The following is a 16,830-nucleotide window of genomic DNA, read 5'->3' as shown; positions in this document are numbered from 1 at the left end:
AGTCGGTGACGGTCGTGGCTCCCGGCAGCCCCGACTCCGCCTCCAGCTCCTCCGGCGGCACCTCCTCCGCCGACGTGCCCGTCGTTCGGGAGTGGCGCGCCACCCCCGAGCTGTGCTGGCTCGTGGACCTGGACGCGGCGGCGATGCAGCTCGCGGAGTCGTGCGCCGATGGCTACCGCGTGGCCTACACGGGTGTGGAGTGCCCGGACGGTCAGGTCGCGGTCGGGGCCCTCTTCCGTCAGACCCACACGGCGACCGGTGCGGGCGACGGCTGGTCGGCAGCCGAGCTTGTCGAGCCGGAGGGGTGCATGACGGAGGTGGACATCACCACGCTGGCGGCCCAGGCGTTCGCGTCGATGGCGATCCAGCCCTCGCCGCTCGTGGTGCAGCCGCCCGACGGCTGGACCCTGGTCAACGTCGACACCATCACCTACACGACGGACGTCGCCCAGGACCTGGACACCGTCCTTCTCGGGACGCCCGTCACGATCCGGGCCGTTCCGCACCACTTCACCTGGGACTACGGGGACGGCGCGGTCGTGAGCACCGAGGACCCGGGGGCCGCCTGGCCCGACCATACGGTCGCGCACGCCTATGCGGTTCCCGGCGAGACGGAGATCAGCCTGACCACGACGTGGCGCGGTCAGTTCCGGGTCGCCGGCGAGGCTGCCTGGCGTGACGTGCCGGGAGAGGCGACCACGACGTCGTCGTCGGGCACGATCGCCGTTCACGAGGCGCGGACGCGACTCGTCGAGGACACGCTGCCCTGACTACGGGCCGGTCAGCACCTCCGCGACCAGCGGCACGCCCGGTCGGTAGGAGAGGTGCACGTGGGAGGGTGCGTCGAGCATCGCGAGGTCGGCGCGGGCTCCCACCGCGAGGTGCCCGACGTCGTCGCGTCGGAGGGCAGCAGCTCCGCCCACCGTCGACGCACGCAGCGCCTCGAGCGGACTGAGCCCCATCTCGCGCACGGCGAGCGCGATCGCCAGCGGCATCGAGCTGGAGTAGCCCGAGCCGGGGTTGCAGTCCGTCGCCAGTGCGACGGTCACCCCGGCGGCGAGGAAGCGGCGTGCGTCGGGATAGGGGGAGCGGGTCGAGAACTCGACGGTGGGGAGAAGCGTGGCGACCACGCCGGCGTCGGCGAGGTTGCGGAGGTCGTCGTCGGACGCGTAGGTGCAGTGGTCCGCGGAAGCGGCCCCCACCTCGCACGCGACGGTGATACCCGGTCCATGGCCGAGCTGGTTCGCGTGGATCCTCGGCAGGAGGCCGCGGTCCGCGCCGGCGCGGAGGATCCGGCGGGCGGCGTCGGCGTCGAACGCCCCGCGCTCGCAGAAGACGTCGATCCAGCGGGCGTGGGGGGCGCAGGCGTCGAGCATCGGTCCGGTGACGAGGTCGACGTAGGCCTCCGGGGTCGTTCCTGGGGGGACCACATGGGCGCCGAGGAACGTCGTCTCGGGCGTCACCTCGCGAGCGAGACGCAGGGAGCGGGCCTCGTCCTCGGCTGTGAGGCCGTAGCCGCTCTTCACCTCGACGGTCGTGGTGCCCTGCCGTCGCATCTCGCCGACCAGGCGCGCGAGGTTGGCCCGCAGCTCGTCGTCGGTCGCGGCCCGCGTCGCCGCCACCGTGGTCCGGATCCCGCCCGCCTCGTACGGGCGGTCCACCATCCGGGCCTCGAACTCGGCGGCGCGATCGCCGGCGAACACCAGGTGCGCGTGCGAGTCCACGAAGCCCGGTACGACGGCGCGTCCGCCCACGTCGCGCACCTCGTCCGCCGACGGGGCGCTCGCGGACGGTCCGGTCCAGGCCACGCGGCCGTCGTCCACGACGAGGGCGGCGTCCCGCACCACGTCGCCGTGCGCGGGATCGAAGGTGACAAGCTCACCGATGCCGGTGAGGAGAAGGCTGACCACGTTGCTGATCCTGCCCCACCCGCCGGGCCGTCCCCACTCGCCAGGGTGCGAGGCTGGGAGGATGTCCGGCATGGGGCGTTTCGGAGCGGTCGACGTGCAGTACCCGGCCGACGGCGGCGCGCGGGCCGCGGTCGTCGTCGCACCCACGGCGGAGTTCGGGGAACTGATCGAGGAGCGCACCCACTGGCTGGACGACGTGGCCGAATACCGGCCCGGCGCCTTCTACGAGCGGGAGCTGCCGTCGCTGCGCGCGCTGCTCGCCGAGGTAGATCCGCTCGACCTGCTGATCGTCGACGGCTACGTGGACCTCGACCCTGCCGGCCGGGCCGGTCTTGGCGCGCACGTCCACACGGCGGGCCTGGCGCCGGTGGTGATCGGCGTCGCCAAGACCGCGTTCTACGCTGCCACGCATGCCGTGCCGGTGACGCGCGGCCGATCGGTCCGACCGCTGTGGGTCACGGCTGCAGGACTCAGCGTCGTCGAGGCGGCGGAGCTGGTCCGCAACATGGCCGGCGACGCGCGCCTCCCCGACGCCCTGCGCCGCGTGGACCGCCTGGCCCGCGGGGCAACCTAGTCGTGCACAGGAGTGTCACTCACGGTCAACAAGGTCACGGTCCGTGACATCGCCAGGAGGGAACAGGTTGGTCCCGCGAGGCCGTCACGCCCGACGCCGCTCGTATCGCGTCCGAGCAGCGTCGTGGGCGTCGCGGAGGAGCCGCAGCACCAGCTCGCCGCACCGGTCGCCGGGATTCACCACCGACACCCAGCTGAGCGACCCGTAGACCGGGTGCGGCAGGACGACGTCGGCCGCGGAGAAGTCTCGCGCGAGCGCCAGGCCACGGGGCTCCTCGCCCGTGAGCTCGCGGAAGGTGGCGCGATCGACCTGGATGTTCACGCGCCAGCGCCCCTCCGCATCGAGGTCGGACGCGGTGTCGTCGGGGTAGTTCTTCGTGACGACCGTCGCGTACGGCTGGGTGTTCTGCGGAATGGTGCCGTCGGGTGCGTAGGAGAAGAAGGAGTCACCCCAGGCGATCTCCGGCACCTCCACGTCCCTCGGCCCGGGTGTGACGACGAGCGAACCCTCGAGGTTCCGCACCGCCGCGATGATCTGGTCGATACTCATGGTTCAAGCATCACCTTCAAGTGCTTCTGTGGGGTTGGGTCATGCCAGACGAGCCGCGGTCGCTGCGCACCGCCGATGTCGCCCGCGAGTCGGGGTACTCCGTGCAGCAGGTGCGCGACCTCGAGCGCCTCGGGGTCATCCCGCCCGCCGCACGCGGGGCAAACGGCTACCGGTCGTACCTGCCTGCCCATGTGCGGGCCCTCCGTGCCTACCGCGGTCTCGCGAGCGCGGCTGGTCCCGTCGTCGCCCGACGACTCCTCGCCACGCTCCGGACCGCGAGCGTCGCCGATGCCGCCGCGGCGATCTCCGAGGTGCACGTCGGCCTCGCCCGGGAGCGTGACGAGGCGCTTCGCGCCCAGGCCGCGCTGAGCGCGATCGAGGCGGAAGCCGGCACCGACTCCATGACCATCACGCAGCTTGCCGCCGCGCTGGGCGTGCGCCCGTCGACCCTGCGCTTCTGGGAGCAGGAGGGCCTTGTGGTCCCCGAGCGCGTCACCTCCCTGCGCGCTCGCAGGTACGGGCAGGCGGCCATCCGCGAGGCGCGCGTGGTCGCCGCCCTGCGAAGCAGCGGGTACGGGATCCCTGCGGTGCGTGAGGTGGTCGCAACCCTCCACCGGCTCGAGGGCGTCACAGCGGCCCGGCGCATCCTCGACCGACGCCTCGACCAGATTGCCGCCCGCAGCGTGGCGCTTCTCCGGGCGGGCGCGGACCTCGCGGCGGTGGTGGAGCCCACGCCCCCGAGCGAGCACGTCACGTGATCAGCGACTCCAGCACGTCGGCGAGCGCCGTGACGCCTACGAGCGCGTCCGGGATCGTGAGGTGCTCGGCGGGCGAGTGGGACACGCCCGTCTCGTTCCGTACGAACAGCATCGCGGCGGGGATCCCGGCCTGCTGGAGGATGCCGGCGTCGTGCCCGGCACCGGTCGGGATGACGGGGACGCCGCTGAGCGCCTCGGCGAGCCGCCGGGTCAGCGCCGCGTCGAACAGCACCTCGCCCGACGCGGACTCTGCGGTCAGCCGCACGGTGGTCCCGTCGCGTGCAGCGCGAGCCGAGGCGGCGGCAGAGACCTCGCCCAGGAGTGCCTCGAGCTCCACCTCCGACGACGCCCGCGCGTCCAGCCAGGCGCTGACCTGCGAGGGGATCGCGTTGGTCCCGTTGGGCCGCACCTCCAGCCGCCCGAAGGTTGCGCGCCGCACCCGGCCCGGCCCCATCCCGTCCCCCGACCGTGCCGCCTCGGCGGCCGCGAGCGCCGTCGCCGCATACGTGAGCATCGGGTCGCGCCGGTCCGCCATGCGGGTGGTCCCGGCGTGGTCCGCGTGCCCGCAGAAGTCGAACCGGTAGCGGCCGTGCGGCCAGATGGCGCTCGCGAGCCCCACGGCGGCGCCCCGGTGCACGAGGTCGCGCCCCTGCTCGGCGTGCAGCTCGACGAAGCACGTGACGCCGTCGAGCAGCGTTGACGCTCCACCGGCGACCACGTCCCCGAGCGCCGTCCCGTCCCGGTCCCGCAGCTCGCGCGCTGTCTCCCAGGGAAGGAGCCCGGTCGCGAGCCGGGACCCGAGGCACGCGAGCCCGAACCGCGACCCTTCCTCCTCCATGAAGACGCCTATCCCGAGCGGTACGCGCGGCGTGACGCCGCGGTCCCGCAGCACGTCGACCGCCGCGAGCGCCGACACGACGCCGAGCGGCCCGTCGAAGGCGCCGCCGTCCAGTACGGAGTCGAGGTGCGACCCGGTGAGGACAGCACCTTCTCTGCCCGACGCCGGTCGCTCACCTTCTGCGGCAAGCGCGCCCCGGGCGTCCGGCACCACGGGCACCGGGTCCCACCACGCCACGACGTTGCCGAACGCGTCGGTCTCAAGAACCAGCCCTTGGGCCGACGCCGCCTCCGCGAACCAGGCGGCGGCCTCCCGCTCGGCGGCGAGGAAGGGCTGCCGGAAGTATCCGCCTGTCGCGGCGGAGCGCCCGACGGGAAGGAGGTCACGCCACAGCTGCTCGAAGCTCACACGGCATTGTCTCCGAGGGTGGCGCGCACCCCCGGAGGACGTGCTAGACCTTGCCCATGGAAGGCTCCCGCACCGTCCGCGCGACCCGCGGCACCGCACTCACCGCCCGCAGCTGGCAGACCGAAGCCCCGCTGCGGATGCTCATGAACAACCTCGACCCGGACGTGGCAGAACGACCCGACGATCTCGTGGTCTACGGCGGCACGGGCCGCGCCGCCCGGAGCTGGCCGGCGTACGACGCGATCGTCCGCACCCTCACCGACCTGCGCGAGGACGAGACCTTGCTGGTCCAGTCGGGCAAGCCGGTGGGCGTGCTGCAGACGCACGAGTGGGCGCCGCGCGTCCTCATCGCGAACTCGAACCTGGTGGGGGACTGGGCGACGTGGCCCGAGTTCCGCCGCCTGGAGGCGCTCGGCCTCACGATGTACGGGCAGATGACGGCCGGCTCCTGGATCTACATCGGCACGCAGGGGATCGTGCAGGGCACGTACGAGACGTTCGGCGCCGTCGCCGAGAAGAGATTCAAGGGCACCCTCGCCGGCACCCTCACCCTGACCGCCGGCTGTGGCGGCATGGGCGGCGCTCAGCCGCTCGCCGTGACGCTGAACGACGGCGTGTGCCTCATCGTCGACGTGGACCCGGCCCGCCTCGCCCGGCGCGTCGCGCACCGCTACCTCGACGAGGTCGCGCAGGACCTGGACGAGGCCGTCGCCCTGGCGCTGGCCGCGAAGAAGGAAAGGCGCCGCTACTCCGTGGGTGTGGTCGGCAACGCGGCCGAGGTGTTCCCTGAGCTGCTGCGCCGCGGGGTCGAGATCGACATCGTCACCGACCAGACCAGCGCGCACGACCCCCTCTCGTACCTTCCGACGGGCATCGCGCTCGAGGACTGGGCCGACGCCGCTGCCCGCGACCCCGAGGGCTTCACCGACCGGGCCCGCGAGTCGATGGCTCGCCACGTCGAGGCGATGGTCGGCTTCCAGGACGCCGGCGCCGAGGTGTTCGACTACGGCAACTCCATCCGCGACGAGGCCCGTCAGGGCGGGTACGGGCGCGCTTTCGACTTCCCTGGCTTCGTCCCCGCCTACATCCGCCCGCTGTTCGCCGAGGGCAAGGGCCCGTTCCGCTGGGCTGCGCTCTCCGGCGACCCTCGGGACATCGCGGCGACCGACCGCGCCGTCCTCGACCTGTTCCCCGACGACGACAAGCTCCACCGCTGGATCCGGGGCGCCCAGGAGCGGATCGCGTTCCAGGGTCTGCCCGCGCGCATCTGCTGGCTCGGCTACGGCGAGCGCGACCGGGCGGGGCTGGCGTTCAACGACCTTGTCGCGTCGGGGGAGGTGAGCGCGCCACTAGTCATCGGCCGTGACCACCTCGACGCCGGTTCCGTCGCCTCCCCGTACCGCGAGACCGAGTCCATGATGGACGGCTCCGACGCGATCGCCGACTGGCCGCTGCTGAACGCGCTGACCGCCGCGTCGTCGGGCGCCACGTGGGTGTCGATCCACCACGGCGGCGGGGTCGGGATCGGCCGGTCGATCCACGCCGGCCAGGTGTCCGTCGCCGACGGCACACCGCTCGCCGCCGCGAAGCTCGCGCGCGTCCTGTCCAACGATCCCGCGACGGGCGTCATCCGCCACGTCGACGCGGGCTACGCCCGGGCCGTGGAGGTCGCCGCCGAACGCGGCGTCCGCACGCCCATGGCCGAATGACCGTCTGGTACGCCGACCACGCCTGGCTCGGCGGGAACACCGTCGCGTCGGGCGTGGTGATCCGGACGGAAGGAGGCCGGGTCGCGGAGGTGAGCTCCGGCGTCGGGCACGCGCCCGACGGCGCGACGCACCTACGTGGCCTCACCCTGCCCGCGTTCGCCAACGGGCACTCGCACGCGTTCCACCGCGCCCTGCGAGGACGCACCCACCGCGGCGGCGGCACCTTCTGGACCTGGCGCGACGACATGTACGAGGTCGCGGAGCGGCTCGACCCCGAGTCGTACTACCGGCTCGCGCGCGCGGCGTACGCCGAGATGGCGCTCGCGGGCTACGCCGCGGTAGGAGAGTTCCACTACCTTCACCACGCCCCCGGCGGCGTGCCCTACGCCGACCCGCACGCCATGTCGTGGGCCCTCGTCGAGGCCGCGCGCGACGCCGGGATCCGGCTCACGCTCCTCGACACCGCGTACCTCACGGCCGGGCTGCGGGGAGAGGAGCTGTCGCCGGTGCAGCGGAGGTTCTCCGACGGGGACGTGGACGCCTGGGCGTCGCGGGTGGAGTCCTTCGCGGCCCCGCCCGAGGTGCACCTCGGCGCAGCCGTGCACTCCGTCCGGGCGGTCCCGCCCGACGCACTGCCGGTCGTCGCCCAGTGGGCGGCGAGCCGCGACGCGCGCCTCCACGTCCACCTCTCCGAGCAGCGCCGCGAGAACGAGGCGTGCGTCGCCGCCCACGGCCGCACGCCCACGCGGCTCCTCGCCGACCACGGGGTCCTCGGACCCCGCACCACCGCGGTCCACGCCACCCACCTCACGGACGACGACGTCGCCGCGCTCGCCTCCGCGCGCACCGGCGCCTGCCTCACCCCCACCACGGAGCGCGACCTCGCCGACGGCCTGCCCCGGCTCGGCGACCTGGCCGCCGCCGGGGTGACGCTGAGCATCGGGTCCGACTCCCACGCCGTCGTCGACCCGTTCGAGGAACTGCGCGGCCTCGAGCTCGGGGAACGGCTCCGCACCGAACGCCGCGGCCACCTGGCCGCGGCTGACCTGCTGGCCGCGGGCACAGCGGCGGGCTACGCCGCCCTGGGCCGGTCGCCCGACGACGCCCCGGCCGCCCCGACGGGCATCTCTGCCGGGGCGCTCGCGGACTTCACCACCGTAAGGCTCGGTTCGGTCCGGCTCGCCGGGTGGGAGGAGGCGACGCTGCTGGAGTCGGTGCTGTTCGCGGCGACGTCGGCGGACGTGACGGACCTGGTGGTGGGCGGTCGGCATGTGGTGCGCGAGGGGCGGCACGCGACCGTGGAGGACGTGGCGGCGGAGCTGTCGGCGGCGGTGCGGGCTCAGCTCACTCCGCGCTGAGCCAGCGGCCTGCGGGCTCCCAGCATCCCTCCAGGTAGATTTCACCCGCTGATGGGCCAAAGTGGTCAGGAGGGGGCTGGCTGGAGCGTTAGGCTCCAGCCGCTGCTCTCTGACGGACGACGGAGTCGACCCGGGCGGCCTCCCGGAGGTGACCCATGGCACGACGCGTGCTCTCATCCGCACTGGTCGCGATCATCGTCGGCGGTCTGTCACTTGCTTGTCCGCCGGCTGCGACGGCGGGCCCACTCGAGGGTCCTGTCGCAGTCTCGGAGTCAGCCGCGGAGCCGGTGCCGACGACGATCACGATCCCGGACCTGCCGTACGACATGCGGTATGGGCAGCCCTTGATCGTGCATCCCGTCGTCACGGCCGAAGGGGACGCAGACATCTCCTTCGGAACGATCAGGGTGACGAGCTCCAACGGCGAACTGGTCGGTGAGTTCCCGGGCGACTCCGAGGCGATCGCGCTCTGGACGTCGCGCCTGTATCCCGGCTTCCACACTCTCCTCTTCACGTACGCCGGCGGCGGCCCGACGGCGACGTCGCGGTGGTCCGGCATCATCGAGGTGCTCGAGCCGTTTCCTTCCCTCACCCGTGCGCAGTTCCCGTCGACCTGGCGCTACTCGGACCACGGATCGATCACGGTGTCAGCGCAAGCGCTGAGCGCGGACGGAAGCCCGTACACCGATGACCCGTACCTGGAGGGGTTCCGGGTCGGCGCTGTCACCCCGATCGGGACGCGGTACTTGGCCTCGCGTCTCACGCGGGAGCGGTCAGCGGACATGAGCTTCCAGGCCAACGCTCTGGAACCCGGGGACCACGAACTCGTCGTGCGATACGAGGGGAAGAGCTCCCTCGGCCCGTCGAGCACGAGCGGACGAGTCACCGTGCTGAAGGCGCTGTCGTCGATCACCATCGATCCCGTCGTCCTGACCTACGGGCTGGGCGGCGTGCTGACCGCCCGTGTGAGCTCCAAGGCATGGCCCGACAGGGCCGGCCGGGTGACCTTCACGGTGGACGGGGCCACGATCGGTAGCGCTGCACTGACAGGCAGCCCTTCGACGACGGCCGTGCTCGCGCTCGACCGTGTGCCGCTCCTGCCGGGCCGCCACGAGGTCCGCGCCGAGTACTCGGGGGACGCCCACATCGAAGGCTCGTCAGTCGTGACGACGCTCGTCGTCGACGGCGACCCCAGCCGTGCGGTCCGCTACCAGTCGCACATCCAGTCGATCGGCTGGCAGCCGTTGGCGTCCGGGGGCAGCATCACCGGTGCTCCAGGCCAGGGGCTGCGGCTCGAGGCGCTGCGCTTCGAGGCCGTCGAGCCGGGCACTGGCGGGATCGAGGCGTCGGCGCAGGTGCAGTCCTACGGCTGGACGCCCTGGGTCAGCCCCGGCGGCGTCGTCGGGACCGAGGGCGAGGCCAAGCGGGTCGAGGCGTTGCGGCTTCGGCTGACCGGCAAGCTCGCTGAGCGTTATGACGTGTACTACCGCTCCTACGCGCAGGGGTTCGGCTGGCTGGGCTGGGCCAAGAACGGCGAGGACTCCGGGACAGCCGGGTACGCCTATCGCCTTGAAGGGCTGCGTGTGGTGCTGGTGCACAAGGGCGCGCCGCCGCCGGAGGCCTCGACCCGCCCGGCGTTCCTGGACACCGACGCCGTACAGCGGCAGCTTCAGGTGTCAGCGCACGTGCAGACGTTCGGGTGGCAGGCGCCGGTGATCGGTGGCCAGACGGCCGGGACGACAGGTCTGGCGAAGCGGGTGGAGGCGTTGCGGTTCGGTCTCGCCCCCGGCATGTCGGGCGGGATCGAGGCGCAGGCGCACGTCCAGTCGTACGGCTGGATGCCGTATGTCGGGACCGGCGGTGTGGTCGGGACCGAGGGTGAGGCGAAGCGGGTCGAGGCGTTCAGGATCCGGCTCACCGGCCAGATGGCCGAGCAGTACGACGTGTACTACCGCACGCATGCCCAGAAGTTCGGGTGGTTGGGCTGGGCGAAGAACGACGAGCCGTCGGGCACGGCGGGGTTCGCCTACCGGCTCGAAGCGGTCCAGGTGCTCCTCGTGCCCAAGGGGGACCCAGCGCCGTCGGGCACCACGACCGCCTACCACCAGCGCTGACGCGCGCCCTAACGGTCAAGGAGGACTACCTGATGAGTTGGAGGCGACGGGCGACCGGCGCGGCGACCGCGATGCTGCTCGCAGGGGCCTTCCTGGCGGGTGGCACGGCCCCCGCCGCAGGGGTGTCCGACCAGACAGCATCGTTCTCGCACCTGACGGTCCAGGGGGTGCCGTGCAGCTCGACACCCGTCTTCGTGAACGCTCCGGCGCCTGACACCAGCCTGTACACGGGACTCGTCGTCGAAGGTGCCGTCAACGCGGCCGGAGGCGCCCAAGCCTCCACCCAGCTGATCCGGCCGGACGGCGGGATCATCCACACCAGTCGAGTCGGGATCGGGCCCGACGGCGAGTTCCGGGCGTTCGTCGATCCACGCGAGACGGACGAGACCGTGGCCTACACGATCCGTGTCACGACCACCATGGTGGGAGGCGGTGCCGGACCCACGGCAGACTGCCAGATCTTCGTGCGATCCGGGCCGCAGACGTTCCCGGCCGTGCACCCGTTGCTGGGAGCGGAAGCCGTATACCTGCTCGGGTCAACCGCGCCGCGAGGGGGCCCTGGGATCGCCGGCGCCTTCGTCGCCAGGTCGGACGAGCCGGGCGTCGTGGGGTTCGAGTACCAGATGGCACCAGCGGATGCTGCCTTCCCCGAGTGGACCCGCGTCGACGGCAACCCGGGAGTGATCCCGGTGCTCCCCGAGACGTCCGGCAACTACACCGTGTACGTCCGGGCGGTCGACGTCGACGGTCTCGTGGGCCACCGGACGGGGAGGCAGTTCGGCGTGGCCGCCCCGGGCGAGGCTCGGCCGGCCGCCCCGTCCGCGACTGTTCGTGACGCCACCGACACCGACCTCTCGGACGGTCTGACACCGGCGTCGGTGGTGTTCAGCAGCGACCTTCGGGTGTCGTACGGCACGATCGACCTGTTCCGTGGGGAGACGCCCATCGGCACGGTCCACGGTGACGGACGGTTGGTCAGTAGTGGGTTCCCGATCACGATCGACGCTGGCGTCCTCGGTCAGGGGATCGCCGAGGTCCGCGCGGAGTACCGGGCCTTCGACGGCGCTCCGGTTGTCGAGTCCGTCCATCACGTCTGCGCGGACTCCTGCGAGTTTGCGTCCGCGAACGCGCGGATCAGCGGGAGCGCGGTCCCCGGCGCCGTTCTGGGCGCCGCCATGGATACCGTTCCGGTGGAGGCAGCTCACGGGTATCAGTGGTTCCGGGACGGTGTGGTGATCCCGGGTCAGACCTCGTCGACGTACGTCGTCCAGCTCGACGACGCCGAGCACGAGATCAGCGTCACGGTCACCGGGTCCCGGCCCAGGTTCACGGACGTCGTCGACTCGGCTTCCGTCGTGATCCCGGCTCCGCCTGCCGGACACAGCCTGACGATCGCGTACGAGGAGGTCGACACAGACCTCCATTCGAGGAACGGCGCGACCCTCGGCGTCGTCGGTCAGTCGCGGCCGCTCCACGGTTTCGCTGTGCGACTCACCAACGAGAACGCGGAGGGAGAGGTTTCGGCAACCGTCCCGGACGCGATCGTCGGTGACCTCCACGTGTCCGGAGCGGGCTGGGGTGGCCTGCGACGGGGTGAAGACCTCGGGACCTCCGTCGGGACGAGCAGGATCGAGGCCGTCCAGCTCGAGCTGTCGGGTCCGATGGCCGAGCGGTGGGACCTCTACTACCGGGTGCACTCGCAGAAGCTGGGCTGGCTCGGCTGGGCGAAGAACGGCGCGACGGCAGGCACCACGGGCTACAGGCTTCAGGTCGAGGCGCTGGAGGTCCGCCTGGTCGCGAAGGGCGGCACCACGCCGTCGGGCACGCTCCTGGCGGCCTCCTATGACCCGGCGACCTCACGGAACAAGGTCCTCACCAGTGCGCACGTGCAGACGTTCGGGTGGATGGACCCTGTACAGGGCGGCGAGATCGCGGGGACCACGGGACTGGCCAAGCGGGTGGAGGCGCTCCTCTTCAGCACGTTCGTAGGCAGCGCCGGCATCGAGGCGCAGGCGCACGTGCAGACCTATGGCTGGATGCCGTGGGCCTCGCAGGGCATTCCGGTCGGGACGACGGGCGAGGCGAAGCGGGTCGAGGCGTTCCGGATCCGGCTCACCGGTGACCTGGCTCAGCAGTACGACGTCTACTACCGCACGCACGCGCAGTCGTTCGGGTGGCTGGGCTGGGCGAAGAACGGTGCACCATCGGGCACGGCGGGGTTCGCCTACCGGCTCGAGGCTGTCCAGGTGCTCCTGGTGCCGAAGGGCGGCCCGGCGCCGTCGGGTACCGGACCCGCCTACTACCAGCGCTGAGTGACTTTTCACCCCTCACGCTCGAAACGGGTCAAATACACTCAGCCCGGATCTGCCCTGAACCTGGGAGTTATGTGATGCCGCGAACGACGAACGTCCCTGTCCTGACCACATCGGGGCGGTGGGCGGCGCATTTCGTCCGTGGGCTCGCAGCAGCGACGGCGGTCCTTGCGCTCGGCCTGGCGTCGACCGCGCCGGCGGCGGCGGAGGCCGTCCCGCCGGACGCGCCGACCACCCTCCGACTGTCCACCGACGCCTGTGGCGCCGAGCTGGTCAGCTACAGCTTCCGCCACGACACCCTGCTCGTGAGCGCCAGGTTCTCCCACCCGAGCGACGCTCCGCTGAAGGGGCACTTCGAGCTGGTCGACCCGGTGGACGGCGATGTGGTTCGTTCCGATGGCGGGGCGTCCGAAGGCCACAGTGGGTTCTGGTTGGACTACCTGCCTCGGAGTGCTGAGCTCACGGACGGTCGCTGGATCCTGCGCGCCTGGGCGAGCCTCATGGAGGACCCCAGCGTGGTGGGCCCCGCTCTCGAGTGCACCATCGATCTCGCGGTTCTTCCCGCACTCCCGAAGATCGCACCGGTCTTCGGCGAGCCCGCCGTCTACATGTCCGGGGCGGCGGGTGGTGTGGGTGTCGCCGGGGCGTTCCACTTCAGCGACATCGGTGACGGTCAGGCAGAGCTCTTCGAGTACGGCTTCGGAGCCACAGCCGCAGAGTCGCAGGCGTCACTCACCAGCATTCCCATCGGTCCGACGGCGACGGCCCCGTTCGTCCCGGCGGCATCCGGCGAGATGGTTCTGTCGGTCCGGAGCGTGGGACCGGATGGTCAGCGGAGCGGTTTCGCCCTGCACACCTTCCGGGTCGCCGACCAGGCTGTCGCCACACCGTCACCCGTGACCGTCCAGGACGTCGAGGACTCCGTCGCTGAGGATGGCCAGGTTCCTGTAGCCGTCACCCTGACGAAGCAGGCGGTCACTCCTGTGGGTCACTACACGGTACGGCGCGGTGACGTCGTGCTCGCCGAGACCGACGTCGACGCCTGGACCGAGACGGTCCAGCTGCCCGTAGCGGCCCTGGCCGCCGGGCTCAACCCGATCCAGGTCGACTTCCGGACCTACACGGGCGGCCCGGTAGCCACCACCGAGGTCGTCGCGTGCAAGGACTCTTGCGCGTTCACCGGTGGAGAGGTCACCCTCCGACAGGCGCAGGGAGCCCAGCTCTACGCATGGGCGCAGGACTTCTCCCCGCAGGGCAGCCCTCGCACCTACCAGTGGCTCCGGGACGGACAGCCGATCCAGGGCGCTACTCATGAGCTGTACACCACGGCTCCCTGGGACGAGGGCCGTTCGATCACCGTCGCGGTCACTGCGCACCGCGCGCGTTTCGCCGACGGCGTCGTGACCTCGCGGCCCTACGTCGTGCCCGACACCGCCGACCCGTCCGTCAGCTACTCCTTGGCCTATCGCGACGGTGGCGTCTCCGGATCGGCGTCGAACGGCGCGACGGCGGGCGACCTCGCGAGCCCGCGCCCGGCCGAGGGCCTGACCGTCGCCACCACCCAGGGCCGGTACGACGGCAGCAGCTACGTCGGCACCGGCCTCAACGTGGACGCTTACGTCCAGAAGCTGGGCTGGCTCCCGACTCAGGTGGGGGGAAGTGTTTACGCCGGGACCGATGGCCAGGGGCTGCGGCTGGAGGCGATCCGTCTCACGGCGAACGACAGCGACGACTCCAGCCTGGGTGGCTTCTACGACGTGTACTACCGCGTCCACGTCTCCGGACTGGGGTGGCTCGGCTGGGCGAAGAACGGCGAGCCGGCGGGAACCATCGGATACGCATCCGCCGTGGAAGGGCTCCAGGTCCGCCTGGTGTCGAAGCGCGAGCCGGCGCCGGCCGGTTCCGGTCTGGCGGCGTTCTACGACAAGTCGGTGCAGTCGAAGCTGCAGGTGTCGGCGCACGTGCAGTCGTTCGGCTGGCAGGCGCCGGTGATCGGTGGCCAGACGGCCGGGACGACAGGTCTGGCGAAGCGGGTGGAGGCGCTGCGGTTCGGTCTCGCCCCGGGGGTCTCGGGCGGGATCGAGGCCCAGGCCCACGTGCAGACCTACGGCTGGATGCCGTATGTGGGCACGGGCGGCGTGGTGGGTACGGAGGGTGAGGCCAAGCGGGTCGAGGCGTTCCGGATCCGGCTCACCGGTCAGCTCGCCGAGCAGTACGACGTCTATTACCGCACCCATGCCGAGAAGTTCGGCTGGCTGGGCTGGGCGAAGAACGACGAGCCCTCGGGCACGGCGGGGTTCGCCTACCGGCTCGAAGCGGTCCAGGTGATGCTCGTGCCCAAGGGGGACCCGGCGCCGTCGGGCACCGGAACCGCCTACCACCAGCAGTAGGGAGCGACCCTGGACGACCCGGTCTGACCTCAGTCAGGCCGGGTCGTTCGGCATCATCAGCCAGAAGATCAGGTAGGCGATCAGCTGCGGTCCCGGCAGGAGCAGGGACGCGACCGTGAGGATGCGGACCAGGGTGGGGTCCCAGCCGAAGCGGCGCGCGACACCCGCGCACACACCGGCGATCATGCGACCCTGGCGAGGACGGGAGAGGCTCTGTGTGCTCATGTCCTCGACGCTACGCGGGAAGCGCACGACACGAAATCCGGTAACCCACCGGTTCTGACCCTGAGTCGGTCGTCACAGGTCGGGGACAATCCGGAGCCGCCACGCCGGGCACATCCGTGACACCGGGTGAGACTCGCGGTCTCATGGAACCCCGGGGCTGTGACCTGGGACACGTCGGACCGGGGGTGCGCCATGAGCCAGGTGGTCGAGCAGACGGGCACGCACGAGGGGCAGCCGCCGCTCAAGCGGGTGATGGGATCCAGGCTTCTCCTGCTCTTCATCGTCGGCGACATCCTGGGAACGGGCGTCTACGCCCTCACCGGCCAGGTGGCGGGCGAGGTCGGGGGAGCGGCGTGGGCGCCGTTCCTCGTCGCCTTCGTGGTGGCGACGCTGACGGCGTTGTCCTACCTGGAGCTCGTCACCAAGTACCCGCAGGCCGCCGGGGCCGCGCTGTACACGCACAAGGCGTTCGGCATCCACTTCGTCACGTTCATCGTGGCGTTCACCGTCATGTGCTCGGGCATCACGTCGGCGTCGACGGCGTCCAACGCGTTCGCCGGCTTCATCAACGACGGTCTCGACCTCGACCTGAACCCCGGCAGCACGGGCCTCCTGGCCATCGCGCTCGGCTTCATGGCTGTGGTCGCGGCGGTCAACTTCCGCGGCGTCGGCGAGAGCGTCAAGGCCAACGTGGTCCTCACGCTCGTGGAGCTGTCAGGTCTGCTGCTCATCATCTTCATCGGCCTCTTCGCGGTGACCCAGGGCAACGCCGACTTCTCCCGCGTGGTGATCTTCGAGAGCCCCGACGAGAAGAGCACCTTCTTCGCGATCACCGCAGCCACGAGCCTCGCCTTCTTCGCGATGGTGGGCTTCGAGGACTCCGTGAACATGGCCGAGGAGTGCAAGGACCCGGTGCGGCACTTCCCGCGGGTCATGCTCACAGGCCTGGGGATCACCGGCGTCATCTACATCCTCGTGGCGATCACGGCGGTGGCGCTCGTCCCCGTCGGCGACCTGACGGACCCGTCGAAGGGCTCGGCGCTCACGCAGGTGGTGGCCGCTGGAGCCCCCGGTCTGCCGTTCGGGACGATCTTCCCGTTCATCGGGATGTTCGCCGTCGCCAACTCGGCGCTCATCAACATGCTGATGGCATCCCGCCTGCTGTACGGCATGGCCAAGCAGCAGGTGCTGCCGCCGTTCTTCGCGAACGTGCACCCGTTCCGCCGCACGCCCTGGGTATCGATCCTCGTGACCACGGCCATCTCGTTCGGGCTCATCGTCTACGTGGTGCGGGCGAACGCCACCGAGGAGGGCGCCAGCGCCATCGGCCTGCTCGGCGGCACCACGGCGCTCCTGCTCCTCTGCGTCTTCTCCGTCGTCAACGTGGCGCTGCTCGTGCTCCGGCGGCAGCCGGTCGAGCACAAGCACTTCCGTACCTGGCTGCCGCTGCCGATCCTCGGCGCCCTCTCCTGCCTGTACCTCGCCGGCCCGTGGGCGCGGAGCGAGGCACAGCAGGGGCAGTACCCGATCGCGGGAGTGCTGATCGGTATCGGCGTCGTGCTCTCGGCGCTCACCTGGGCGGTCAACCGCTGGATCCGGCACCGCGCCACGAGGTTCAGCGACGTCGAGGAGCTCGAGGAGATCCGGGAGGACGGCCTCCACGACCCGGACGACGTACGTTAGGA

General features: G+C 71.5%; 13 protein-coding genes. 9 read left to right on the top strand and 4 right to left on the bottom strand.

What is annotated here, in order from left to right:
• The first annotated feature begins 14 nt into the window (after positions 1-14).
• Positions 15-770 carry a hypothetical protein gene (locus D1350_RS08650; RefSeq protein ID WP_125775588.1) on the top strand — a complete coding sequence of 252 codons (756 nt, stop codon included), beginning with the start codon at positions 15-17 and terminating at the stop codon, positions 768-770.
• Here the strand turns inward: D1350_RS08650 and hutI are convergent, their stop codons facing one another.
• On the bottom strand, positions 771-1,910 hold the full coding sequence (gene hutI, locus D1350_RS08645) for an imidazolonepropionase (protein WP_125775587.1): 1,140 nt from the start codon (positions 1,908-1,910) through the stop codon (positions 771-773). It lies immediately after the preceding gene.
• A 70-nt stretch (positions 1,911-1,980) separates the two neighbouring features.
• Here hutI and D1350_RS08640 point away from each other — a divergent pair, with 70 nt between their 5' ends.
• Complete coding sequence (locus D1350_RS08640) at positions 1,981-2,484, top strand: endonuclease V (protein ID WP_240643968.1); 504 nt, start codon at positions 1,981-1,983, stop codon at positions 2,482-2,484.
• A gap of 84 nt (positions 2,485-2,568) precedes the next feature.
• On the opposite strand, the gene D1350_RS08635 is transcribed toward D1350_RS08640, so the two are convergent.
• On the bottom strand, positions 2,569-3,033 hold the full coding sequence (locus tag D1350_RS08635) for a DUF6194 family protein (protein ID WP_125775585.1): 465 nt from the start codon (positions 3,031-3,033) through the stop codon (positions 2,569-2,571).
• A gap of 41 nt (positions 3,034-3,074) precedes the next feature.
• On the opposite strand from D1350_RS08635, the gene D1350_RS08630 reads away from it, so the two are divergent.
• Positions 3,075-3,791, top strand: coding sequence for a MerR family transcriptional regulator (locus D1350_RS08630; RefSeq protein WP_125775584.1), 717 nt, complete (start codon positions 3,075-3,077; stop codon positions 3,789-3,791).
• Here D1350_RS08630 and D1350_RS08625 read toward each other — a convergent pair.
• The gene (locus D1350_RS08625; RefSeq protein ID WP_125775583.1) at positions 3,784-5,037 is read right to left on the bottom strand and encodes an allantoate amidohydrolase; all 1,254 of its coding nucleotides are present in this window, start codon (positions 5,035-5,037) and stop codon (positions 3,784-3,786) included. The genes D1350_RS08630 and D1350_RS08625 overlap by 8 nt on opposite strands.
• Before the next feature lie 56 nt (positions 5,038-5,093).
• On the opposite strand from D1350_RS08625, the gene hutU reads away from it, so the two are divergent.
• The 5 genes from hutU (at position 5,094) to D1350_RS08600 (ending at position 14,920) form a co-directional block, all read left to right on the top strand.
• Positions 5,094-6,746, top strand: coding sequence for a urocanate hydratase (hutU, locus tag D1350_RS08620; RefSeq protein WP_125775582.1), 1,653 nt, complete (start codon positions 5,094-5,096; stop codon positions 6,744-6,746).
• Complete coding sequence (locus D1350_RS08615; RefSeq protein ID WP_125775581.1) at positions 6,743-8,104, top strand: formimidoylglutamate deiminase; 1,362 nt, start codon at positions 6,743-6,745, stop codon at positions 8,102-8,104. The genes hutU and D1350_RS08615 overlap by 4 nt, the downstream gene beginning before the upstream one ends.
• A 287-nt stretch (positions 8,105-8,391) precedes the next feature.
• The gene (locus tag D1350_RS08610) at positions 8,392-10,218 is read left to right on the top strand and encodes an Ig-like domain repeat protein (protein WP_164545082.1); all 1,827 of its coding nucleotides are present in this window, start codon (positions 8,392-8,394) and stop codon (positions 10,216-10,218) included.
• Between the two features lie 32 nt (positions 10,219-10,250).
• Positions 10,251-12,530 (top strand): hypothetical protein, encoded by a 2,280-nt coding sequence (locus D1350_RS08605; protein WP_125775579.1) that lies wholly within the window; start codon positions 10,251-10,253, stop codon positions 12,528-12,530.
• A 77-nt stretch (positions 12,531-12,607) separates the two neighbouring features.
• Positions 12,608-14,920, top strand: coding sequence for a hypothetical protein (locus D1350_RS08600; protein WP_125775578.1), 2,313 nt, complete (start codon positions 12,608-12,610; stop codon positions 14,918-14,920).
• A 33-nt stretch (positions 14,921-14,953) separates the two neighbouring features.
• On the opposite strand, the gene D1350_RS08595 is transcribed toward D1350_RS08600, so the two are convergent.
• The gene (locus tag D1350_RS08595) at positions 14,954-15,145 is read right to left on the bottom strand and encodes a PspC domain-containing protein (protein WP_125775577.1); all 192 of its coding nucleotides are present in this window, start codon (positions 15,143-15,145) and stop codon (positions 14,954-14,956) included.
• A gap of 192 nt (positions 15,146-15,337) precedes the next feature.
• Between D1350_RS08595 and D1350_RS08590 the strand changes: the two genes are divergently transcribed.
• Positions 15,338-16,828: an APC family permease gene (locus tag D1350_RS08590; protein WP_125775576.1), complete on the top strand. Its 1,491-nt coding sequence runs from the start codon at positions 15,338-15,340 to the stop codon at positions 16,826-16,828.
• Positions 16,829-16,830: the final 2 nt, after the last annotated feature.

This window comes from Antribacter gilvus, assembly GCF_003946865.1.
In the GTDB taxonomy this organism is placed as follows: domain Bacteria; phylum Actinomycetota; class Actinomycetes; order Actinomycetales; family Cellulomonadaceae; genus Antribacter; species Antribacter gilvus.
The sequence above is the reverse complement of the archived record's forward strand: the minus strand, read 5'-3'. Positions and strand labels throughout refer to the sequence as shown.